Annotated in this window: 13 protein-coding genes and 1 riboswitch; of the genes, 7 read left to right on the top strand and 6 right to left on the bottom strand. The window is 57.5% G+C overall.

Annotation, left to right across the window (positions count from 1 at the left end):
- Positions 1–109: 109 nt before the first annotated feature.
- On the bottom strand, positions 110–805 hold the full coding sequence (ung, locus tag NE357_RS06865) for a uracil-DNA glycosylase (protein ID WP_169429241.1): 696 nt from the start codon (positions 803–805) through the stop codon (positions 110–112).
- Positions 806–938: 133 nt separating this feature from the next.
- On the opposite strand from ung, the gene NE357_RS06860 reads away from it, so the two are divergent.
- Positions 939–2,051, top strand: a complete 1,113-nt coding sequence (locus NE357_RS06860; RefSeq protein WP_169429240.1) for an enoyl-CoA hydratase/isomerase family protein — start codon at positions 939–941, stop codon at positions 2,049–2,051.
- Between the two features lie 76 nt (positions 2,052–2,127).
- On the opposite strand, the gene NE357_RS06855 is transcribed toward NE357_RS06860, so the two are convergent.
- The 5 genes from NE357_RS06855 to NE357_RS06835 all read right to left on the bottom strand — a co-directional run bounded on the left by NE357_RS06855 (position 2,128) and on the right by NE357_RS06835 (position 10,824).
- Positions 2,128–7,686 carry a calcium-binding protein gene (locus NE357_RS06855; protein ID WP_169429239.1) on the bottom strand — a complete coding sequence of 1,853 codons (5,559 nt, stop codon included), beginning with the start codon at positions 7,684–7,686 and terminating at the stop codon, positions 2,128–2,130.
- A 2-nt stretch (positions 7,687–7,688) separates the two neighbouring features.
- Positions 7,689–8,549 (bottom strand): hypothetical protein, encoded by an 861-nt coding sequence (locus NE357_RS06850; RefSeq protein WP_169429238.1) that lies wholly within the window; start codon positions 8,547–8,549, stop codon positions 7,689–7,691.
- 46 nt (positions 8,550–8,595) lie between these two features.
- Positions 8,596–9,795, bottom strand: a complete 1,200-nt coding sequence (locus tag NE357_RS06845; protein WP_169429237.1) for a glycosyltransferase family 4 protein — start codon at positions 9,793–9,795, stop codon at positions 8,596–8,598.
- Between the two features lie 203 nt (positions 9,796–9,998).
- Positions 9,999–10,382: a hypothetical protein gene (locus NE357_RS06840; RefSeq protein WP_169429236.1), complete on the bottom strand. Its 384-nt coding sequence runs from the start codon at positions 10,380–10,382 to the stop codon at positions 9,999–10,001.
- A 178-nt stretch (positions 10,383–10,560) separates the two neighbouring features.
- Complete coding sequence (locus NE357_RS06835) at positions 10,561–10,824, bottom strand: hypothetical protein (protein ID WP_169429235.1); 264 nt, start codon at positions 10,822–10,824, stop codon at positions 10,561–10,563.
- A gap of 284 nt (positions 10,825–11,108) precedes the next feature.
- A riboswitch (guanidine-I (ykkC/yxkD leader) is annotated at positions 11,109–11,209 on the top strand.
- A gap of 63 nt (positions 11,210–11,272) precedes the next feature.
- On the opposite strand from NE357_RS06835, the gene NE357_RS06830 reads away from it, so the two are divergent.
- The 6 genes from NE357_RS06830 to uca all read left to right on the top strand — a co-directional run bounded on the left by NE357_RS06830 (position 11,273) and on the right by uca (position 19,246).
- Positions 11,273–12,340, top strand: a complete 1,068-nt coding sequence (locus tag NE357_RS06830) for a putative urea ABC transporter substrate-binding protein (protein WP_169429234.1) — start codon at positions 11,273–11,275, stop codon at positions 12,338–12,340.
- Between the two features lie 18 nt (positions 12,341–12,358).
- Complete coding sequence (locus NE357_RS06825; protein WP_102685956.1) at positions 12,359–13,174, top strand: ABC transporter permease; 816 nt, start codon at positions 12,359–12,361, stop codon at positions 13,172–13,174.
- Entirely contained in the window at positions 13,171–13,959 is a 789-nt protein-coding gene (locus tag NE357_RS06820) for an ABC transporter ATP-binding protein (RefSeq protein WP_169429233.1), read from the top strand. The genes NE357_RS06825 and NE357_RS06820 overlap by 4 nt, the downstream gene beginning before the upstream one ends.
- 13 nt (positions 13,960–13,972) lie before the next feature.
- On the top strand, positions 13,973–14,698 hold the full coding sequence (locus tag NE357_RS06815) for an urea amidolyase associated protein UAAP1 (protein WP_085648612.1): 726 nt from the start codon (positions 13,973–13,975) through the stop codon (positions 14,696–14,698).
- Positions 14,699–14,709: 11 nt separating this feature from the next.
- Positions 14,710–15,351: an urea amidolyase associated protein UAAP2 gene (locus tag NE357_RS06810; RefSeq protein ID WP_085729988.1), complete on the top strand. Its 642-nt coding sequence runs from the start codon at positions 14,710–14,712 to the stop codon at positions 15,349–15,351.
- A 280-nt stretch (positions 15,352–15,631) separates the two neighbouring features.
- Positions 15,632–19,246 carry an urea carboxylase gene (gene uca / locus NE357_RS06805; protein WP_169429232.1) on the top strand — a complete coding sequence of 1,205 codons (3,615 nt, stop codon included), beginning with the start codon at positions 15,632–15,634 and terminating at the stop codon, positions 19,244–19,246.
- Positions 19,247–19,254: the final 8 nt, after the last annotated feature.

Raw genomic sequence — 19,254 nt, 5'->3', positions numbered from 1 at the left:
CTGCACAACTAAACGCGGGTTTCACCTTTATATCTACTGTCAGAAATAACAGGTAGATGAAGCAATCCGACGGGCGGCTCTCACCACCCGAGAGACTTCAGAAGATTATTTAAACAACCGACGGCAGGCGCCACTCGATCGGCGCTTCGCCGTTCTGCTCCAGGAACTTGTTGGTGCGGCTGAAATGCCCGCAGCCGAGGAACCCGCGATAGGCCGACAGCGGCGACGGGTGCACCGACGTCAGCACCAGATGCTTGGTGGCGTCGATCAGCTTCTGCTTGCTCTGGGCATGGGAGCCCCAGAGCATGAACACCAGATGCGGCTGGCGCTGGCTGACCACCTCGATGATCCGGTCCGTAAAAAACTGCCAGCCCTTGTCCTTGTGCGCATTGGCGTTGGCGCGCTCGACGGTCATGGTGGTGTTGAGCATCAACACACCCTGATCGGCCCAGCTCTGCAGATAGCCATGGTTGGGGATGTCGATGTTCAGGTCGCGCTTCAACTCTTTATAGATGTTGACCAGCGACGGCGGCGCCGGCACGCCCGGTTGCACCGAGAAGCACAAGCCGTGGGCCTGACCCGGGCCGTGGTACGGGTCCTGGCCGAGGATGACCACTTTTACCTTGTCCAGCGGCGTCGAATTCAGCGCGTTGAAGATCATCGGGCCTGGCGGATAGATTTCCTTGCCGGCCGCCCGCTCCTGCTGCAGAAAAGTGCGCAACTCTGCCATGTAGGGCTGGTCGAACTCAGCACGCAGTGCCTCCTTCCAGCTCGGTTCGAGTTTGATACGGTCGTCAGCAGTCATGGTTACATCCGGCAAAAACAATTGGGGCGAACCCTAGGAAAGCCGACCACGCTTGTCAATTGATCTGACGCAGATCCGGCACTTTCCCACGCAGCGGTCATACTGATCGTTCAAATTCCCGATCGAGGTCACGATGAATCTGCACTTCGAAGAACTGACCGGCACCGACGGCGCGCGCATCGGCGTGGCCACTCTGGATGCCGAAAAGTCGCTCAATGCGCTGTCCCTGCCGATGATCCACGCCCTGAGCGACAAACTGAACGCCTGGGCCAAGGATCCGCAAATCGTCTGCGTGCTGCTGCGCGGCAACGGCGCCAAGGCCTTCTGTGCCGGCGGCGAGGTGCGCAGTCTGGTAGAAGCCTGCCGCGCCCATCCCGGCGAAGTGCCGCCGCTGGCTGCGCAGTTTTTCAGCGCGGAATATCGTCTGGATTACAGCCTGCACACTTACCCGAAACCGTTGATCTGCTGGGGCCATGGTTATGTGCTTGGTGGCGGCATGGGCCTGCTGCAAGGCGCGAGCATCCGGATCGTCACGCCGAGCAGTCGTCTGGCGATGCCGGAAATCAGCATCGGCCTGTACCCGGATGTCGGCGCCAGCTGGTTTCTGTCACGACTGCCGGGCAAGCTCGGTTTGTTCCTCGGTCTGACCGGCGCGCACATGAACGGCCGCGATGCGATCGATCTGGACCTGGCCGACCGCTTCCTGCTCGACGAACAGCAACAGGAACTGATCGACGGTTTGTTGCAATTGAACTGGCAGGAACAGACCACCATGCAACTCAACAGCCTGCTCAAGGCGTTGCAGCAGGAAGCCGTGGCACAAATACCTGAGGCGCAATGGCTGCCGCGTCGGCAGCAGATCGATGAATGGCTGGATGTCAGCGACGTGATCTGCGCCTGGAAAGCCATCAGCCTGCATCGCGAAAGCAGCGACCTGTTGATTGCCCGTGCCGCGAAAACCATGAGTGAAGGCTCGCCACTGACGGCGCATCTGGTCTGGGAACAGATCGTCCGCGCCCGCCACTTGTCGCTGGCCGAAGTCTTTCAGATGGAATACACCCTGAGCCTCAATTGCTGCCGACATCCGGAGTTCAGCGAAGGGGTCCGGGCGCGGCTGATCGACAAGGATCACAAACCGCACTGGCACTGGCCGGACATCGCCCGGGTGCCGGACGCGGTGGTCGAGGCGCACTTTCACAAGGTGTGGGAGGGGCGGCATCCGTTGGCGGATCTGTCGCAATACTAAAACCGATCATTGCCCGCGATGGCAGTCTCTTGGACTCTGTCGCGGGACAGTTTGAGCCAGTTGCGAAATTCTGCGATCAAACATTCAACTCGTAAAACGCGATTATTTCCTTCATTGCCTGCAACGACTCTTCATCATTTCTCGACAAGATATCCTCTACATCCCGCAACGGAGGCAGAGGGTGCAAAAGCTCAGCGAGTTGATTCGCCGCGTAATTTTCAACAGCTCCCTCTTCTCCTTGAACGCTGATGAAGCTGATAGCGGCATCGCCTCCTGAAAAGTGTTCGGAGACACGAATCTTTGGAGACATGCCATAGCTGACTACGATGACGAGATCATCCCGTTCACGGTGGAACTTGAGTTGATCAATCGACAGCCCGACCTCCGAAAAGTCTATACCGTCAGTTCCGCCACCGGCATTGATTACCAGGTCTCGCCCAAGCCCATCATATTTATACACATCATTGCCCCCGCCACCGGACAAGGTGTCATTGCCCGGCCCACCGTAAAGCACGTCATCACCTGAGCCACCGCCAAGCAGATCATCTCCTTGCATCCCTCTTATTTCACCAGTGCCGCTGAGGGTGTCATTACCGCGACCGCCCACGAGCGGTAGAAAACGGTTGTCTCGAAAAGACTTGACCTGAGTAGCGTACTGAACGGTGATGCCATGATGATAAGTATCGGGGGCGATGCCTAAGCGGCTAACGACGTCTTTAAAATTGATGCTCGAGCCGTCAGCAAACCTCACCCGTTCAATTCCGGAACCACTGAGATCGTTCGGATTGGGCAAAACGATTCGTACTTTTTGAGTTCCGCCCCATTCGATATCGAGTGTGGTGTACAGCATCTGGGCCCGAGGCGGTTGACGATGAGCCCCACGTGGTGGGGTGGGTGACAGTTCAATATTTACCGCCTCAACCAACACAGCGCCCCAGGTTAGTTTCAACTTATCTGGTTTCGCCTCTTCCGGAAGAACGACGGTATCAATACCAAGCCCCCCAAACTCTTCATGCCACCCAGAGGCTCCAACCTCGGGGCGCAAAAAAACAGGGTTAAGCACGTCGGCAATAATGGTGGTTGCGCCATCATGCGCTTCAACTATGTAAGTGTCGGGACCGTTTTCGCCGTAAAGCCAATCTTCTCCCGGCCCACTGATCAAATAATCGGCACCCGCGGAGCCGAGCAGTGTGTCGTTGCCTGCGCCAGCTGATAAAAATGCGCCTGGGATCCTGTCGTTCACCTCGCCGTACTCAAGCACCGAACCAGCATAGGTAACCACCAAGTCATCTCCTGCACCGCCATGAAAGAGATTTCCCACTTCGAGATTTACCCTGCCACCAGCGTCATTACCATGAACAACTTTATGCTTGATCGTTTGAGTAGTAGAACTCCAGCGAAACGCTTTACGAACAGTTTCATGACTTTCGAAACTGCCAGCGGGGTACACGTACCACCCCTGAATGGCGCCCGAATGATCGATATCTTCGACTACAGCATCGCCCAAATTGAACGAAAACCCCGAATAACTGGAGCCAGACGGATAATACTTTGGCTTTTGTGTTGGTAATTGCGCTGCTTCAGTTTTTACAAACTTGAATGTAGTTTTCGTTGCAGAGATTGACTGCCTTTCAGTCACCACGGCGTCAGCGGCAATCGCCCCCATCCACTCGGGTGTTCTGGAAAAGACTCCGGCTTCAACGTCCTCATGGATCAGTTCGGCGCTAATGGCATAGCCACTTTCGTCGGTAGCAATATGACTTCTAACCCAAACACCCTGATCGTTCAGTGCAAATCCTGATGCCTGCCGGGCCGCTGAGCGCTTTGTGTTCAGTTCCGAAAGAAAAAGGCTATCCCACCCGGTGTGACGACCCGTTTCACTGCCTTCCTTCTCAGTAGAAGGAGCTAAGTCATCGGGCTGTGTCTGGACGACTGCTACGCTCTCACTCTCAATGTCCTGCTTTTTTTCGGGATCGGGTACCGCAGCAAATGTCGCAGACGGATCCGTTACATCTACCGGTTGCACCGTTAATTTGATTACATCCTGGAAACTCAGGATCACACCATCGTTGAACCTGAACGTAGAACTTGCCCAATTTTCATGGTGACGAATCAGAAGCGCGTCACCAGTACCATTCGACAGCCGCAACGCTGTGCCCGCATCAAGATTGACGATCTCGGCCTGCAAGCTCTCAGCAGAAAATCCACCGCCAAAACTTACGACATTGTTGCCACCTGTATCGCTAACAACATCCACTCCATCGCCCACTCCGAAGTAGAAAACATCGTTACCCTGCATCCCTTCCAGATAATCGTTGCCGGCACCACCCTCAAACACGTTATCGCAAGGGCCGCCGCGTAAATAATCGACTCCCTCCCCGCCAATCAGCGTGTCGTTTCCGCCACCGCCCAGCAAAGTGTCGTTGCCTGAACCGCCGTCAAGATAATCGGCGCCATGTTCTGCTTCGGATGTTTGCTCGTAGTCCCCCATCAAAAAATCATCATCGGCACCGCCCAAAAGCGTATCGGCGCCCAAACCTCCCCAGAGCGTATCGTTTCCTGCATCACCTTGAATGTGGTCATCATTGGTTCCGCCCGCTTTCAAGCCAGGCTCATCACCATCCAGAGCATCTGCACCTGATCCGCCTACCAGTGTGTCGGAGCCACCCAATCCACGGAGTGTGTCGTCTCCCGTACTGCCATCAAGATAATCATCACCGTGATAACGAATCGGGTGTTCATGGTAATCACCGACCAATTCGTCATTCCCTCCGCCACCGAAAAGCGAATCACCGGCACCGCCGCCCCAAAGGGTGTCATTTCCCTCACCGCCATCCAGAAAATCACTTCCGAAAAAGTCTGCGGCATCACCCGAAACGCCTCGCAGCACCTCGTCATCACCTTTCAGCACATCATTGCCGCTGCCGCCGTACAACACGTCGCTACCACCGTTTCCGGCAAGGGAGTCATCGCCACTGCCACCCGCCAACAAATCGTTGCCATGATGGCGACTGTCGAGACCGCCACCCCAATCCAGGTTGTCTCCCAGCAATGTGTCATTGCCACTCCCGCCAGCCAGCGTGTCATTACCCTCTTCGCCGCACAGTGTGTCGTCGTCACTTCCGCCATCGAGCAGGTCATCTCCCCAGCCACCAATAATAAAATCTCGGCCACCCTGCCCATAGAGGATGTCGTCACTGCCCTCGGTGGGACTATTTAATGAAAATTTGTCAAAGACGCTACGCATGCTGATGACGCCATCACTGAGTGGAACGTCGATGCGCTTGACTGTCCAATTTTGCTCATGTGCTCCGGTTGTTTGATCACCGGACAAATTGTCATCACCTGCTCCTCCAATCAGCGTGTCTCGACCGTTGCCGCCGTGCAGCACGTCTCGCGAGGCAGTGCCGACAAGCAGGTCATCACCCTGCCCACCATCCAGCCAGTCGCCACGGCTGGCCTTTCCTTTTGTTGCATCGGCAAATGCATTTTCCAGCGTCGTCTGCTTGTCGCCGAATAAACGATCGTTGCCTTCTTTGCCGAACAATCGATCAGACCCGCCAAGACCAACGATGAGGTCATCTTTCGGTGATCCGTAAAGCAGGTCGGCTTTGTTCCTCTGCTTAACATTGGGCAAATGCACGGCGTTGCCCAACTCATCAAAGGAAGGCTGATCTCCGCGAACATTTGGGTCGTTATCTTTGACTTTCCAGTCGCCTTGAAGGACCAGATCGGGAGCGGGGAACGTCTGGCCCTGGTAATCAGGAAGATCAATGCCGAGCATCCCCGGCTTGAAGTTCTTTACGACGATGAGATCACTCAGTCCGTATTTAATGTTCAGCGTGTTTTCAGCCTGATCTTCAATGAGCGTCAAGCTGATGGCTCGATCTTCCGTAAGCCAGATATTGCTGAGCGGAGCACTGCGTTCGAGAGGTTGGATCGGAAGTCCATTTATCAGCAATCCACCCCCAACGTCCGCATCAAAAATTTCGTCTACTCCATCTCCGCTGGAGAACTCATACCGATCGTTACCCGGCCCGCCAGTTAGAGAGTCGTTACCCTTGCCACCCGCCAACACATCATCACCGGCCATACCGTACAACGCATCATTGCCGTCGCCTCCTGTTAAAGAGTCATTGCCACGCCCCCCCTGGATAAAGTCATTACCGGACAGTCCGCTCATGGAATCGTTGCCGCCACCGCCGTAAAGATGATCGGTATTCGTTCCGCCACCAAATGATCGACCGCCGTCATCACCAAACATGACCAGAGGGTTTGAGACGCCGGTGGTCATCGGGGCCTGTTTGCCCGAAGCCAGATCCGAATAGGAAAAGGTCTGGACAGTATTTCGACCGAACGATCCATTGGTTCGGGAAATCAGCCGGGCCAGCATTTCAGAGCGATCAGCAAGCCACTGCTCAGTGATGAAGCCCTCCCCCGTTTCGGGATCGTAAAGCTCCAGTTCGCGTCCGGAAAAACCGTCGGCTCGCTCAATCACAATTTCGCTTAGTTGCTTGAGGGAATTGCGTAACGCGGCGCCGATTGGCGTTGCCTGACTGGCCAACGTTGCCCAGTCCTTGGCACTGCCATACTCGCCAATGGTTCTGGTAACGATGCTTTGCGATTGAGACGGAGAAAGTGCGGAGAAAAATGTGTAGGCATTGGAGGCGAAGGTTTCGTCGGTGGTAGGCGTGGCGGCCGAGTTTCCGTCGTAGGTTCGCCTGAGCATGTCAAAGAAATCATTCAGGTTATATCGCAATATCAGGCTGACAATAGGTGAGATGGGCGTACCTTTCACCACATGCTGAATCAGCGGATTGATGCTACCACTGGCGAGAGCGATGTTTATCTGTTCGGGTAGGACTGAAAACAGGCTTTCAACCATATTCGACCCGAAGTTTTTAATCACTGCCTGCAATGCAACACTGTATGAGTCCACGGCAAACAGAATATTCTTTAGGTCATCGAGCCTGTTTAACTTGGCAAGATGATGATTCCCTTTTATATGGGAATCCGGATCACCGGCGGAGATCAACCTCCAAGTTTCATAGGGTTTTTCTCCACCCAACAGGCTGAAGCCGATTGTTCCAGACCATCCCGTATTACGACTGGTAGCTGAATCAATGTCACCAACATCTTCACGAAATAATACTTTACCAATAGCGCTCGCATCGATTTCTGCAATTTGGCTTATGGAGGGCACAGTCCATGGAGCCAAATTATGCTCAACGGAGCCTTTTATCAACGTATTCATGAGATTGACAGCCACCTGATTAGATGACTGTTGCATCTTCGAATCGCTGATTTTTTTATTTAACCTTAACTCCCCCTGCCGCAGGGTATAAGCTCGGATCAATGCAGAATAAGCGCCCACTCCGCCATTTGCATCAATTGCTACATCGAGCCAGAGTTTGGCATCTTTAAAAATGCCCATTACGTTCTCATCGAACGCAGAACCGTCTAAAAATTTCTCACCCAAAACATTCGACAATGTGCGATAAAGTACAGCGCAGTTTCGCCCCTCCATTGCCAACGCAAAATACTCTTCATCCTCGACATTGAATTCCATTCCCTCACAAATATTTGCAGCCTGCAAAATTTCCGACTTTTCCAAATCACTGAATATATAGCTCATATTTACTTCCTTGTAATAATTGAATGTGAAAGATAGTCACTGACAGCCTTAAGCGCTTCTGGTGCCCCCCGCAAACCCTCGGTACCCAAATGTATACGAGCATCCCCACCTGCAAAGTCGAAATGGTGCAACTCGACCGTACAATACGTACGTAAACTCCCAAACTCCAAATTCTCCAACTGCTCCTTATCCATTTTCAAAAGATATGCTTTACTCAAACCACTGGCAGAAGCTTTAGATTCGGGCGAATTTAAACCAATACAATTTATCTTCCGTGGTGTTGCATCACGCCGGCGCCAGTCGTGCATAACAAACGTTCGAACAGAGAATTCATTTTTGATACTGGGTGGAGGCGCGGTAAGCCAAAGTTCCAGGCCTGGATAGTTCTTCAGCTTTACAACCAACTCATCCGGCCAATCCACATGCCGCCCGCCCATATTGTGCGGTTCCGTGGTATCCCTTCTGGTGTAAAGCCGGGCGGTTACGTGGTAATGCGTCCAGCTGGTGGGTGGTTCTACCCCAAGAGTTTCATACACAGGAACCAGTTCTTTTCCCGTCCACCAGAATGACCCATCAAGAAGATCGGCAATACAGGAACCGTCGCTCCTTAATGTCGATCCAAAATAGAACCCGGGAATCTTTGTCCGGTCCAGCAGGCTGCCGCCAAGGATAGGGACCTGCTCCATACCTGCCAGCTTCCTGCTGCATTCCCCTTGTTTCTTCTGATAAATCGCCCGCGCCTCAGCGGCCTCCTCCCATCGGATACAGAAATCAACGACCCAATAACAGATCGCTAGTAACACTCCATATTTAACTCCCCTTCGGCACTGGCGAAAAACTTCCTTGCGAGACATCTTAAGCATTTCAAATCTCCATTTTAAAATGACCAATCACATCACTCGAAACAACTCACCTCATCAACTCCTTAAACACTTCAAAGTAACCGCTTACGCCTTTAACCACATCGAATTCGCTTGCCTTCAACCTCGCTGCATCCTTCATAGACTCAAAACCAGCGAAAGACGTTAAAACCCTGCACACTGCCGTGGCGATTTCTTCAGCGTCAAAAAAATCAACAAGTATCCCGCTGATTCCATCTTCGATAACTTCCTGCACGGGAGCGGTATTTGAACCTACGACAACACAGCCAGATGCCATTGCTTCCAACAGAGACCAAGACAAAACAAACGGATATGTCAAATACACGTGAGCCTTCGAAAGACTCAGAACCGACCTGTATATTTGATAAGGCAACTTCCCAACAAAGTGAACATTTGAAATATCAACATCCACCTCCGCGGCCATCTTGCTTCGCCAGTTAGGGTATCCAATGGGCATCCCTCCATAACTGACACCATCACCGCCCATTACAATGACCTGCGCGCTCGGGCACTTTTCCTGAATATAGGGAATGGATCTCATAAAACTATGGAAGCCTCGGTACGGTTCGAGGTTTCTGGCAACATAAGTCACGATAGGCTGGCCTGCTTTTATCACGCGCCCACTCGGCAGCGTTACAGACTCGACCTTTTCTGATTCGCCAAATTGAACAATGCCTTCGTGAATGACGCGAATTTTGGACTGATATATTTTCGGAAAAAGACCGCGCTGCCATTGTGTAGGTGCAATCCCGGCATCACACTGCTCAACATTCAGGAGATGCATCGAATTCAAGACTCTAATCCTTGAAGACGCATCCATCGCACAGGGAAACTCAGGATCGAAACCAAAGTCTGCCCCACGCGCTCGGTAATAGTATTCACAGAAATGAACCAGAGGCACATCGGGGTACACGTCTTTGACGAATAGTGTTTCACCCCACCCAGGGTGAGCAAGAACTACATCAGGTCGAAAGCCTGCCTGGCTGAGTCTATTCAATATTCGTTGAACTTGCTGCCCGTCCGAAACAGCCTCTTGATATCTATGCAAATAGTCATGAGCGCCATTAGTCATCTTCCTTGATGGTCGATATCGAAGTAACTTTACCCCGGCAATGCCTGGCGCTGTATCGCGTCCAATTGCAATGACGCCCATACGCCCGCGCAATGCCTCCAAGGCCACATGACGAAATTGACCGGGAAAATTCTGATGAATGATAAGAAGATTCATATCTGAGCAATATTCCGAGTTTATACACCCCCATGAAGTTGAAGTTTTTCAACATCAACAGGTGCATACAAACGCTAACAAATATTCAGAAATGAAACTGTAGGAGGGTTCCGATAACCCCCTAGGAGATGGTGCGATCCACACCAACGCAAAAAACAGGCACAAAAAAAGCGGCGCTCAATGCGCCGCTTTTTTGCGGGGGGTTACCAGCGGTTGCCTCGCCAGTGATCGCCACGGTCATAGTTACCACGACCCCGGTGATCGTCCCAGCCACCACGACGATGGCCATCCCAGCGTCCACGATCATCGCCGTGCCAGCGACGGCTCTCGTAGTAGCGCGGAGCCGGTTGGTAGTAACGAGGCGCCGAATAATACCGGGGCGCCGGTTGGTAGTAGCGCGGTGCTGGCTGGTAGTAGCGCGGTGCCGAATAATACGTGCCGCCGGTGTAATAAGTGCCACCGCTGTAATACGAAGGTGCCTGCGATGTGTAGACCTCTGAGCTGTAGTAGCCATCTCCGTAGGAATAAGGGACGCATCCGCCAAGGGAAAAAAGCATCACGGTAAACAGAAGAATTCGGCGATACATGGCGGCCTCCTGGACCGCGGGTAGCCACACCAGCGACGCTGGCAGGCGTCAGTCTTTCATTCGGCGACTGACGAAATATCTGACAGCGTTTTCTGAAACTGGTGCGTTTCTGTAACAAGTTGAAACATGTGATTGATGAAACCTTATTCACGAAAACATCGACTCATTCAGCCACTGATTAATGGTGGCCACCGTGATATCCACCGCCGTGATAACCCCGTCCGTAACCGCCGCGATGGCCATAGCCGCCGTAGTAATAGCGGGCACCACCGTAGTAACGCGGACCGTAATAGCCACCGTAGTAATAGGGAGAGTAATAGCCGGGATAGTAATAGGTTGCGGGGTAGGCATCGTAGCTGCCGGCGTAGTAATAGCAACCGGACAGCCCCAGACCGAGCACTGCACCCAGCAGCACCCGACGCAGCAATTTTGAAATACGCATGACGGCCTCCTGAAAGACCTGCGACAGCAGTCGGCACAGACCGGCTGACAACAGATTTGACTGGCGAACCGCTACCAAGTGCCCACGCCCCTACGGGCATCGGATCAGCGGCCACCGCGCTGCATGACGGTGCAAGCGCGCACCAACACAAAGCGTCGCCTGCACCTGCCAACCTGGCCCATCCACCCGCAAGCCAAGTGGCAGAGGGCTCGCCGCTACTTGGCACGGCTCTCGCTTTAACAAAGCCGTGCAGGAGTCATAACAGGTTCGCGGCACCACAATTTGCAATGGCTGACTAGGGTTCCGGCTCGCATCTGCGAGTGGCTGGTCCGAGAGTTGGCGACCTCCAGTTGAGGTTACACGGCGGGACAAAAGCCCGGGAGACAAGCCACCGTTCGCGGTGCCGCGTTGCCTTCCTGTCCGCCCTCGATCAACTGGAGAATCCGCCATGTCACGACTACGTATCCCCGCCCTGCTCGCCGCCGCCTTCGCCGCCCTCCTCAGCAGCCAGACCCAGGCTGCCCCGAAAGACCATTTCAGTGTGTGCTGGACGATCTACGCCGGCTGGATGCCATGGGAGTATGCCGGCAGTCAGGGCATCGTCGATAAGTGGGCGAAGAAATACGGGATCAAGATCGACGTGGTCCAGCTCAACGACTACGTTGAATCGATCAACCAATACACCGCCGGTCAGTTCGATGGCTGCACCATGACCAACATGGATGCGCTGACCATTCCGGCCGCCGGTGGCGTCGACAGCACCGCGCTCATCGTCAGCGACTTTTCCAACGGCAATGACGGCATCGTCCTCAAGGGCGAAGGCAAAAAAGTCGCCGACCTCAAGGGCATGGACGTCAACCTCGTCGAACTGTCGGTCTCGCATTACCTGCTGGCCCGCGCGCTGGACTCGGTCGACCTGACCGAAAAAGACCTGAAAGTGGTCAACACCTCCGACGCCGATATTTCCGCCGCCTTCAACACCGATCAGGTCAACGCCGTCACCACCTGGAATCCGATGCTCTCGGACATCAAGGCCAAACCCGGCGTGACCGAAGTCTTCAACTCCAGCCAGATCCCCGGTGAAATCATGGACATGATGGTGGTCAACAGCGCCACCCTCAAAGACAACCCGGCGCTGGGCAAGGCGCTGACCGGCGCGTGGTTTGAAGTGGTCGACTTGATGAACGCCAGGAACGCCGCCGGCAAAGCCGCGCTTGAGCACATGGCCAAAGCTTCGGGCACCGATCTGGCCGGATTCCAGGCGCAACTGGACACCACCAAACTGTTCGCCACGCCGAAAGAAGCCCTGGCGTTCGCCACCAGCAAGCAACTGCCGGAAACCATGCGCAAAGTTGCCGAGTTCTCGTTCCAGCACGGTTTGCTCGGCGAAGGCGCCAAGGACACCAGCGCCGTCGGCATGACCTTCGCCAACGGCGTGACCAGCGGCGACACCGGCAATCTCAAGCTGCGTTTCGATCCGACTTACGTGCAGCTGGCCGCCGACGCCAAGCTTTAAGCCACGGAGGATTTGGCCATGCGCCTGATCAATCGTCACCCGGATCGACCGAGCCGCCTGCTGCTGGTGATTCTGCCCTTCGCCCTGGTCTTGTTCGCCTACTTTATGGGCTCGGCCGAACGCCTGGCGGACAACCCCAACGACAAACTGCTGCCCAGCGCGGTGCAGATGAGCGATGCAGTCAAACGCCTGGCCTTCAACGCCGACAGTCGCACCGGTGAATACCTGCTCTGGCAAGACACCGCGTCGAGCCTCGGACGCCTGGCCATCGGCCTCGGCATCGCGGCGCTGGCCGGGCTGTGCCTGGGCATGGCGGCCGGCACCCTGCCGCTGTTCGGCGCACCGTTGTCGCCGATGCTGACGGTGTTGTCGATGGTGCCGCCGCTGGCGATCCTGCCGATTCTGTTCATCGTCTTCGGCCTCGGCGAGTTGTCGAAAGTGATGCTGATCGTGATCGGTATCACCCCGGCACTCGCCCGTGATCTGGAGCAGCGCGCACGGGACATTCCGGTCGAACTGCTGATCAAGGCGCAGACCCTCGGCGCTTCGACCTGGACCCTGATGCTGCGTGTGGTGCTGCCGCAACTGTTGCCACGCCTGCTGATTTCACTGCGGCTGATGCTCGGATCGGCGTGGCTGTTCCTGATCGCCGCCGAAGCCATCGCCTCCACCGACGGTCTGGGCTACCGGATTTTCCTCGTGCGCCGTTACCTGGCGATGGACGTGATCCTGCCGTACGTGGTCTGGATCACCCTGCTCGCCTGGCTGATGGATTGGGGACTCAAATACCTGACCCGTCGGGCATTTCCCTGGTATGAGGGGGCGGCCAAATGAGCTTCATCACGGTGAAAAACGTCTGGCAGCAATACGCCGACCAGGTGGTGCTCGAAGGCTTGAACCTCAACGTCAACGAGGGTGAGTTCTGCACGCTGGTCGGAGCTTCGGGCTGCGGAAAATCGACCTTCCTGCGCCTGCTGCTCGGTCAGGAAACCGCCAGTCGCGGCGAGATTCTGCTCGACGGCGAGCCACTGGCCCGCGAGCCGGATGCCAGCCGTGGCGTGGTGTTCCAGCGCTACTCGGTATTCCCGCATCTGAGCGTGCTGGACAACGTTGCGATCGGCCTGGAATTGCCGCGCGCTCCGCTGCTGGGGCGCTTGTTCGGCAGCGCGAAGAAAGACGCCCGCGAACAGGCCTCGGCGCTGCTGCACAAAGTCGGCCTCGGCCATGCGCTGGACAAGTACCCGGCGCAACTGTCCGGCGGCATGCAACAGCGGCTGGCGATCGCCCAGGCGTTGATCATGAAACCGCGCGTGTTGCTGCTCGACGAACCGTTCGGCGCGCTCGATCCGGGTATTCGCAAGGACATGCACGCCCTGCTGCTGGGGCTGTGGCGCGAGACGCAACTGACCGTGTTCATGGTCACCCACGACCTGTCCGAAGGCTTCAGCCTCGGCACCCGCCTGCTGGTGTTCGACAAGGTCCGCCTCGACCCGCACGCCCCCGGTGCCTATGGCGCCCGTATCACCTACGACATCCCTTTGAACAGCGACCGCCGCGCCCAACGCGCCGCCGTCGACGCCCTGCCCGCCGAGCTGGCCGGCACGCTTCGTATTGCCTGAGAGGACTGCTCCCATGACTGATTCGACCCAACTGTTTCCACCCTTCGCCGAAGAAACCCTGCCAGGCGGAGGCCATCGTTCCTTCGTCCTGAAACGCGGCCAGCTGCTGCGCCTGACCGACCTGCGCGGTGGGGCCAACGTCAGCCTGACCCTGCTCAACGCCAACGAGAAAACCGAGCGCCTGAACCTGCCCGACAGCCTCAAGTGCCAACACACCGCCAAGCTGACCGCCGGCCATTGCCTCTACTCGGACATGGGCCGGGTGCTGGCAGCAATCACCGCAGACACTTGTGGCTGGAGCGACAGCCTCGGCGGTGTGCTGTGCGCTGAAGAGGTCGCCGAAAAATATGGCCAGGGCCGCTATCAGGAACTGCGCAACGGTTTCTTTCGCAACGGCACCGACAACCTGCTGGTGGAACTGGGCAAGTGGGGCCTGGGCCTGTCCGACCTGCTGATGACCCTCAACCTGTTCAGCCGGGTCAACGTCGATGAAGCCGGGCGCTTCCATTTCGTCGAAGGCCATTCGAAGGCCGGCGATTACATCGAGCTGTACGCACCGATGGACACCCTCGTCGTCCTCACTGCCCTGCAACACCCGATGGACCCGTCGCCCGACTACGCGCCAAAACCACTGAAGCTGAGCTGGATGAACGCCGACGCCAGCGTCGCCGAACACTGCCGTACCTCGCGCCCGGAGAACGAGCGCGGCTTTATCAACACCGACCGTTTGTTCGCCTGAGGATCGTCGCCATGTCAGTTGCTATCGCCACTTCGCAAAAACAACCCGACGCTGCGGTGTACCGCGCCACCATTCCGGCCGGCGAACCCTGGCTGATGGAGGTCAAGGCCGGCCAGACCCTGCGCATCCTCGATCTGGAAGGCAATCAGGCGGTCGACACCTTGTTTTACAGCGCCGCCAATCCCCGTGAGCGCTACGACGTGCAACGCACATTGCGCCGACAAAACAACGTCTACCTGAGCACCGGCAGCGTTTTGTATTCCAACCTTGGCAAACCGATGCTGACCATCATCGCCGACACCTGCGGCCGCCACGACACCCTCGGCGGCGCCTGCGCGCAAGAGAGCAACACCGTGCGCTACGCCCTGGAAAAACGCTACATGCACAGCTGCCGCGACAACTACCTGCGCGCCTGCGCCCATGACGGTCGGCTGGGCAAAGGTGACATCGGGCCGAACATCAATTTCTTCATGAACGTGCCGGTGACCGCCGAGGGTGGCCTGACCTTCGAAGACGGGATTTCCGCCCCCGGCAAATACGTCGACCTGCGCGCCGAGATGGACGTGATCGTGCTGATCTCCAACTGCCCGCAACTGAACAACCCGTGCAACGCCTACAACCCGACGCCTGCGGAGCTGCTGGTATGGAACTGACATTCGTCCGTCTGCGCCGCTGGCTTTTCGCCCTGTGCCAGGCCCGTTCCGGCCAGTGTCTGAAATCCCCAAAACACCTCTAAACCCTGTGGGAGCTGGCTTGCCAGCGATGGCGTCGGCACAGCCAACATTGATGATGACTGACACACCGCCATCGCGGGCAAGCCCGCTCCCACAAGGTCAATGGTGACTTTCGAAACTGTGATTTTGCCGTCGGGGACGACCCCGGCGCTCATCGAAAAACTGCGGGACGGCCCGCATCCCCTTCAGGGGTTTTGCCATGTTCGAAAAAGTCCTGATCGCCAACCGTGGCGCGATTGCCTGCCGCATTCTGCGCACCTTGCGTGAACTGCACGTCGAAGGTGTCGCGGTGTATTCCGAAGCCGATGCCGCCAGCCTGCACATCCTGCAAGCGGACGAAGCCCACAGCCTCGGTGAAGGCGCCGCTGCCGGTACTTATCTGGCCGTCGAAAAAATCCTTGCCATCGCCAAAGCCAGCGGCGCCACCGCGATCCACCCCGGCTACGGCTTCCTCTCGGAAAACGCCGCATTCGCCGAAGCCTGCGCAAACCATGGCATTGCCTTCATCGGCCCGACACCGGAACAACTGCGGGTGTTCGGCCTCAAGCACACCGCCCGCGCCCTGGCCAAACAGCACGGCGTGCCGATGCTCGAAGGCACCGAACTGCTCGACAGCCTCGATGCCGCGCTGATTGCCGGCGCGCAGGTCGGTTATCCGGTGATGCTCAAAAGCACCGCCGGTGGCGGTGGCATCGGTATGCGCGTGTGTCGTAACGCCAGCGAGTTGAGCGAATCGTTCGAAGCGGTGAAGCGTCTCGGCCAGAACAATTTCAGCGACGCTGGCGTGTTCATCGAGAAGTACATCCAGCGTGCACGGCATCTGGAAGTACAAGTGTTCGGCGATGGCCATGGCGAAGTGATCGCCCTCGGTGTGCGCGACTGCTCGGTGCAGCGGCGCAATCAGAAAGTCCTCGAGGAAACCCCGGCACCGAACCTGCCCGAAGGCATGGCGGATGAGCTGTGTGCGGCGGCGATCAAACTGGCCAAAGCGGTGAATTATCGCAGCGCCGGCACCGTCGAATTCGTCTTCGACAGCGATGCGCAGCGCTTCTATTTTCTGGAAGTGAACACCCGGTTGCAGGTCGAACACGGCGTTACCGAACAGGTGTGGGATGTCGATCTGGTGCGCTGGATGATCGAGTTGGCGGCCGGTGACTTGCCGCCGCTGGCCGAGTTGTTTGCAGGCCTGCAACCGCAGGGCCATGCGATTCAGGCGCGGCTGTATGCCGAGGATCCGGGCCGCGATTTCCAGCCCAGCCCCGGCTTGCTGACGGCGGTCGATTTCCCCGTCGCCGATGGCCGGCATCTGCGCATCGACACCTGGGTCGAGGCCGGTTGTGAGATCCCGCCCTACTTCGATCCGATGATCGCCAAGCTCATCTGCTGGGCGCCGACCCGCGAACAGGCGCGTGCCGATCTGCATCAGGCCCTGGGCGACAGCCTGCTGTACGGCGTGGAAACCAACCGCGATTACCTGCGGCAGATTCTGCTCGATACACCGTTCGCCAGCGGCCAGCCCTGGACCCGTTGCCTGGAAGGCCTGGTGTACCGGGCCAACACGTTTGAAGTACTGAGCGCCGGCACCCAGACCAGCGTTCAGGACTACCCCGGCCGCCTCGGCTACTGGGCGGTCGGCGTGCCACCCTCGGGGCCGATGGACAGCCGCGCGTTGCGTCTGGGCAATCGTCTGCTGGGCAATGCCGAAGGCGCGGCGGCACTGGAAATCACCATGAACGGGCCGCTGCTGCGCTTTAATTGCGACGCGGTGGTGGCGGTGACCGGCGCACCGATTGCCCTGACACTCGACGGCCAGCCGCAGGCGATGAACACCGCCCTGCTGATCCCGGCGGGCAGTCAATTGCATCTGGGCAATCTGCCGGGCGCCGGAGCCCGCAGCTACCTGTGCCTGCGCGGCGGCGTGCAAGTGCCGGATTATCTGGGCAGCAAAAGCACCTTCACGCTCGGTCAGTTCGGTGGCCATGGCGGACGGGCCTTGCGCGCCGGTGACGTGCTGCATCTGGCTGCCCTGACTGAGCGCAGCGCCGGGCAGACATTGGCCCCCCATCACGTCAGCGAATTACCTGCCGTGCGCCGGATCCGCGTCATCTACGGCCCTCATGGCGCGCCTGAATATTTCACTGAAAACTACATCGGTACCTTTTTCGCCACGCAATGGGAAGTGCATTTCAACTCCAGCCGCACCGGCGTGCGCCTGATCGGGCCGAAGCCAGAGTGGGTGCGCGCCGACGGTGGCGAGGCCGGTCTGCATCCGTCGAACATCCACGACAATCCCTACGCCATCGGTGCGGTGGACTTCACCGGCGACATGCCGGTGATCCTCGGCCCGGATGGCCCGAGCCTTGGCGGGTTTGTCTGCCCGGTGACGGTGATCGAAGCGGATCTCTGGCAACTGGGTCAGCTCAAGGCCGGGGACAAAGTGCAGTTCGTGCCGGTCGACCTCAAGACTGCCCGCGATCTCGCCCGCAAATGGGATGCCTGTGGGAGCTGGCTTGCCAGCGATGAGGCCCGACCAGACACCGCCCCCACATCATCACAGGCATTGGTTTCGCCTGTTGTGCTGGATTTGGGTCAGGGGGATGTGCGACTCGTGGGGCGGCTGTCCGGCGATACCCATCTGCTGCTGGAAATCGGTGCGCCGGAACTGGATCTGGTCCTGCGCTTCCGGGCCCACGCACTGATGCAGGCGCTGCAAGCCAAAGCCCTGCACGGCGTGATCGACCTGACCCCGGGCATCCGCTCGCTGCAGGTGCACTACCAGCCCGAGCAACTGCCGTTGGCCGATCTGCTCGGCATTGTCGCCGGCGAGTGGAACGCCGTGTGCAGCGCTACTGACCTGCAAGTGCCGTCGCGAATCGTCCACTTGCCCCTGTCGTGGGACGATCCGGCCTGCCAGTTGGCCATCGAGAAATACATGACCACCGTGCGCAAGGACGCGCCGTGGTGCCCGAGCAATCTGGAGTTCATCCGCCGCATCAATGACCTGCCCAACCTCGACGAAGTGCAACGCACGGTGTTCGACGCGAGCTATCTGGTGATGGGCCTCGGTGATGTGTACCTCGGCGCGCCGGTAGCCACCCCGCTCGACCCGCGCCATCGGCTGGTGACCACCAAGTACAACCCGGCACGCACCTGGACCGCCGAGAACTCGGTGGGCATCGGCGGCGCTTACATGTGCATCTACGGCATGGAAGGCCCGGGCGGATATCAGTTCGTCGGGCGTACCTTGCAGATGTGGAACCGCTATCGCGAAGTCGCCGCGTTTGACGGCAAGCCCTGGCTGCTGCGGTTTTTCGATCAGATCCGTTTCTACCCGGTCAGCGCCGACGAACTGCTGCGCATTCGCCGCGACTTTCCCCTCGGCCGCTTCGACCTGAACATCGAACACAGCCAGCTCAACCTCGCCGACTACCAGGCCTTTCTGCAACGCGAAGCCGAAAGCATCAGCGCTTTCCGGGCGCAGCAACAGGGTGCTTTCCAGGCTGAGCGCGAACGCTGGATTGCCAGCGGCCAGGCGCACTTCGACAGTGAAGAAGCCGTGCCGGACAGCAGCGAAGACACACCGCTGACCCGCGGCCAGCAGAGTATCGACAGCCACATTGCCGGCAACCTCTGGCAGGTGCAGGTCGAGGTCGGCAGTCGCGTGGCGGCCGGTGATGTGCTGGTGATTCTGGAGTCGATGAAGATGGAAATCCCCGTGCTCGCGCCCATGGCCGGGGTGGTGCAGGACATTCGCGTGCAGCCGGGATCGGCGGTACGTGCCGGACAACGGGTCGTGGTGCTGGAACTCGACTGAAACCATTT

It is taken from the genome of Pseudomonas sp. G7(2022) (assembly GCF_052660475.1).
This window is presented reverse-complemented; position numbering and strand designations above follow the sequence as displayed.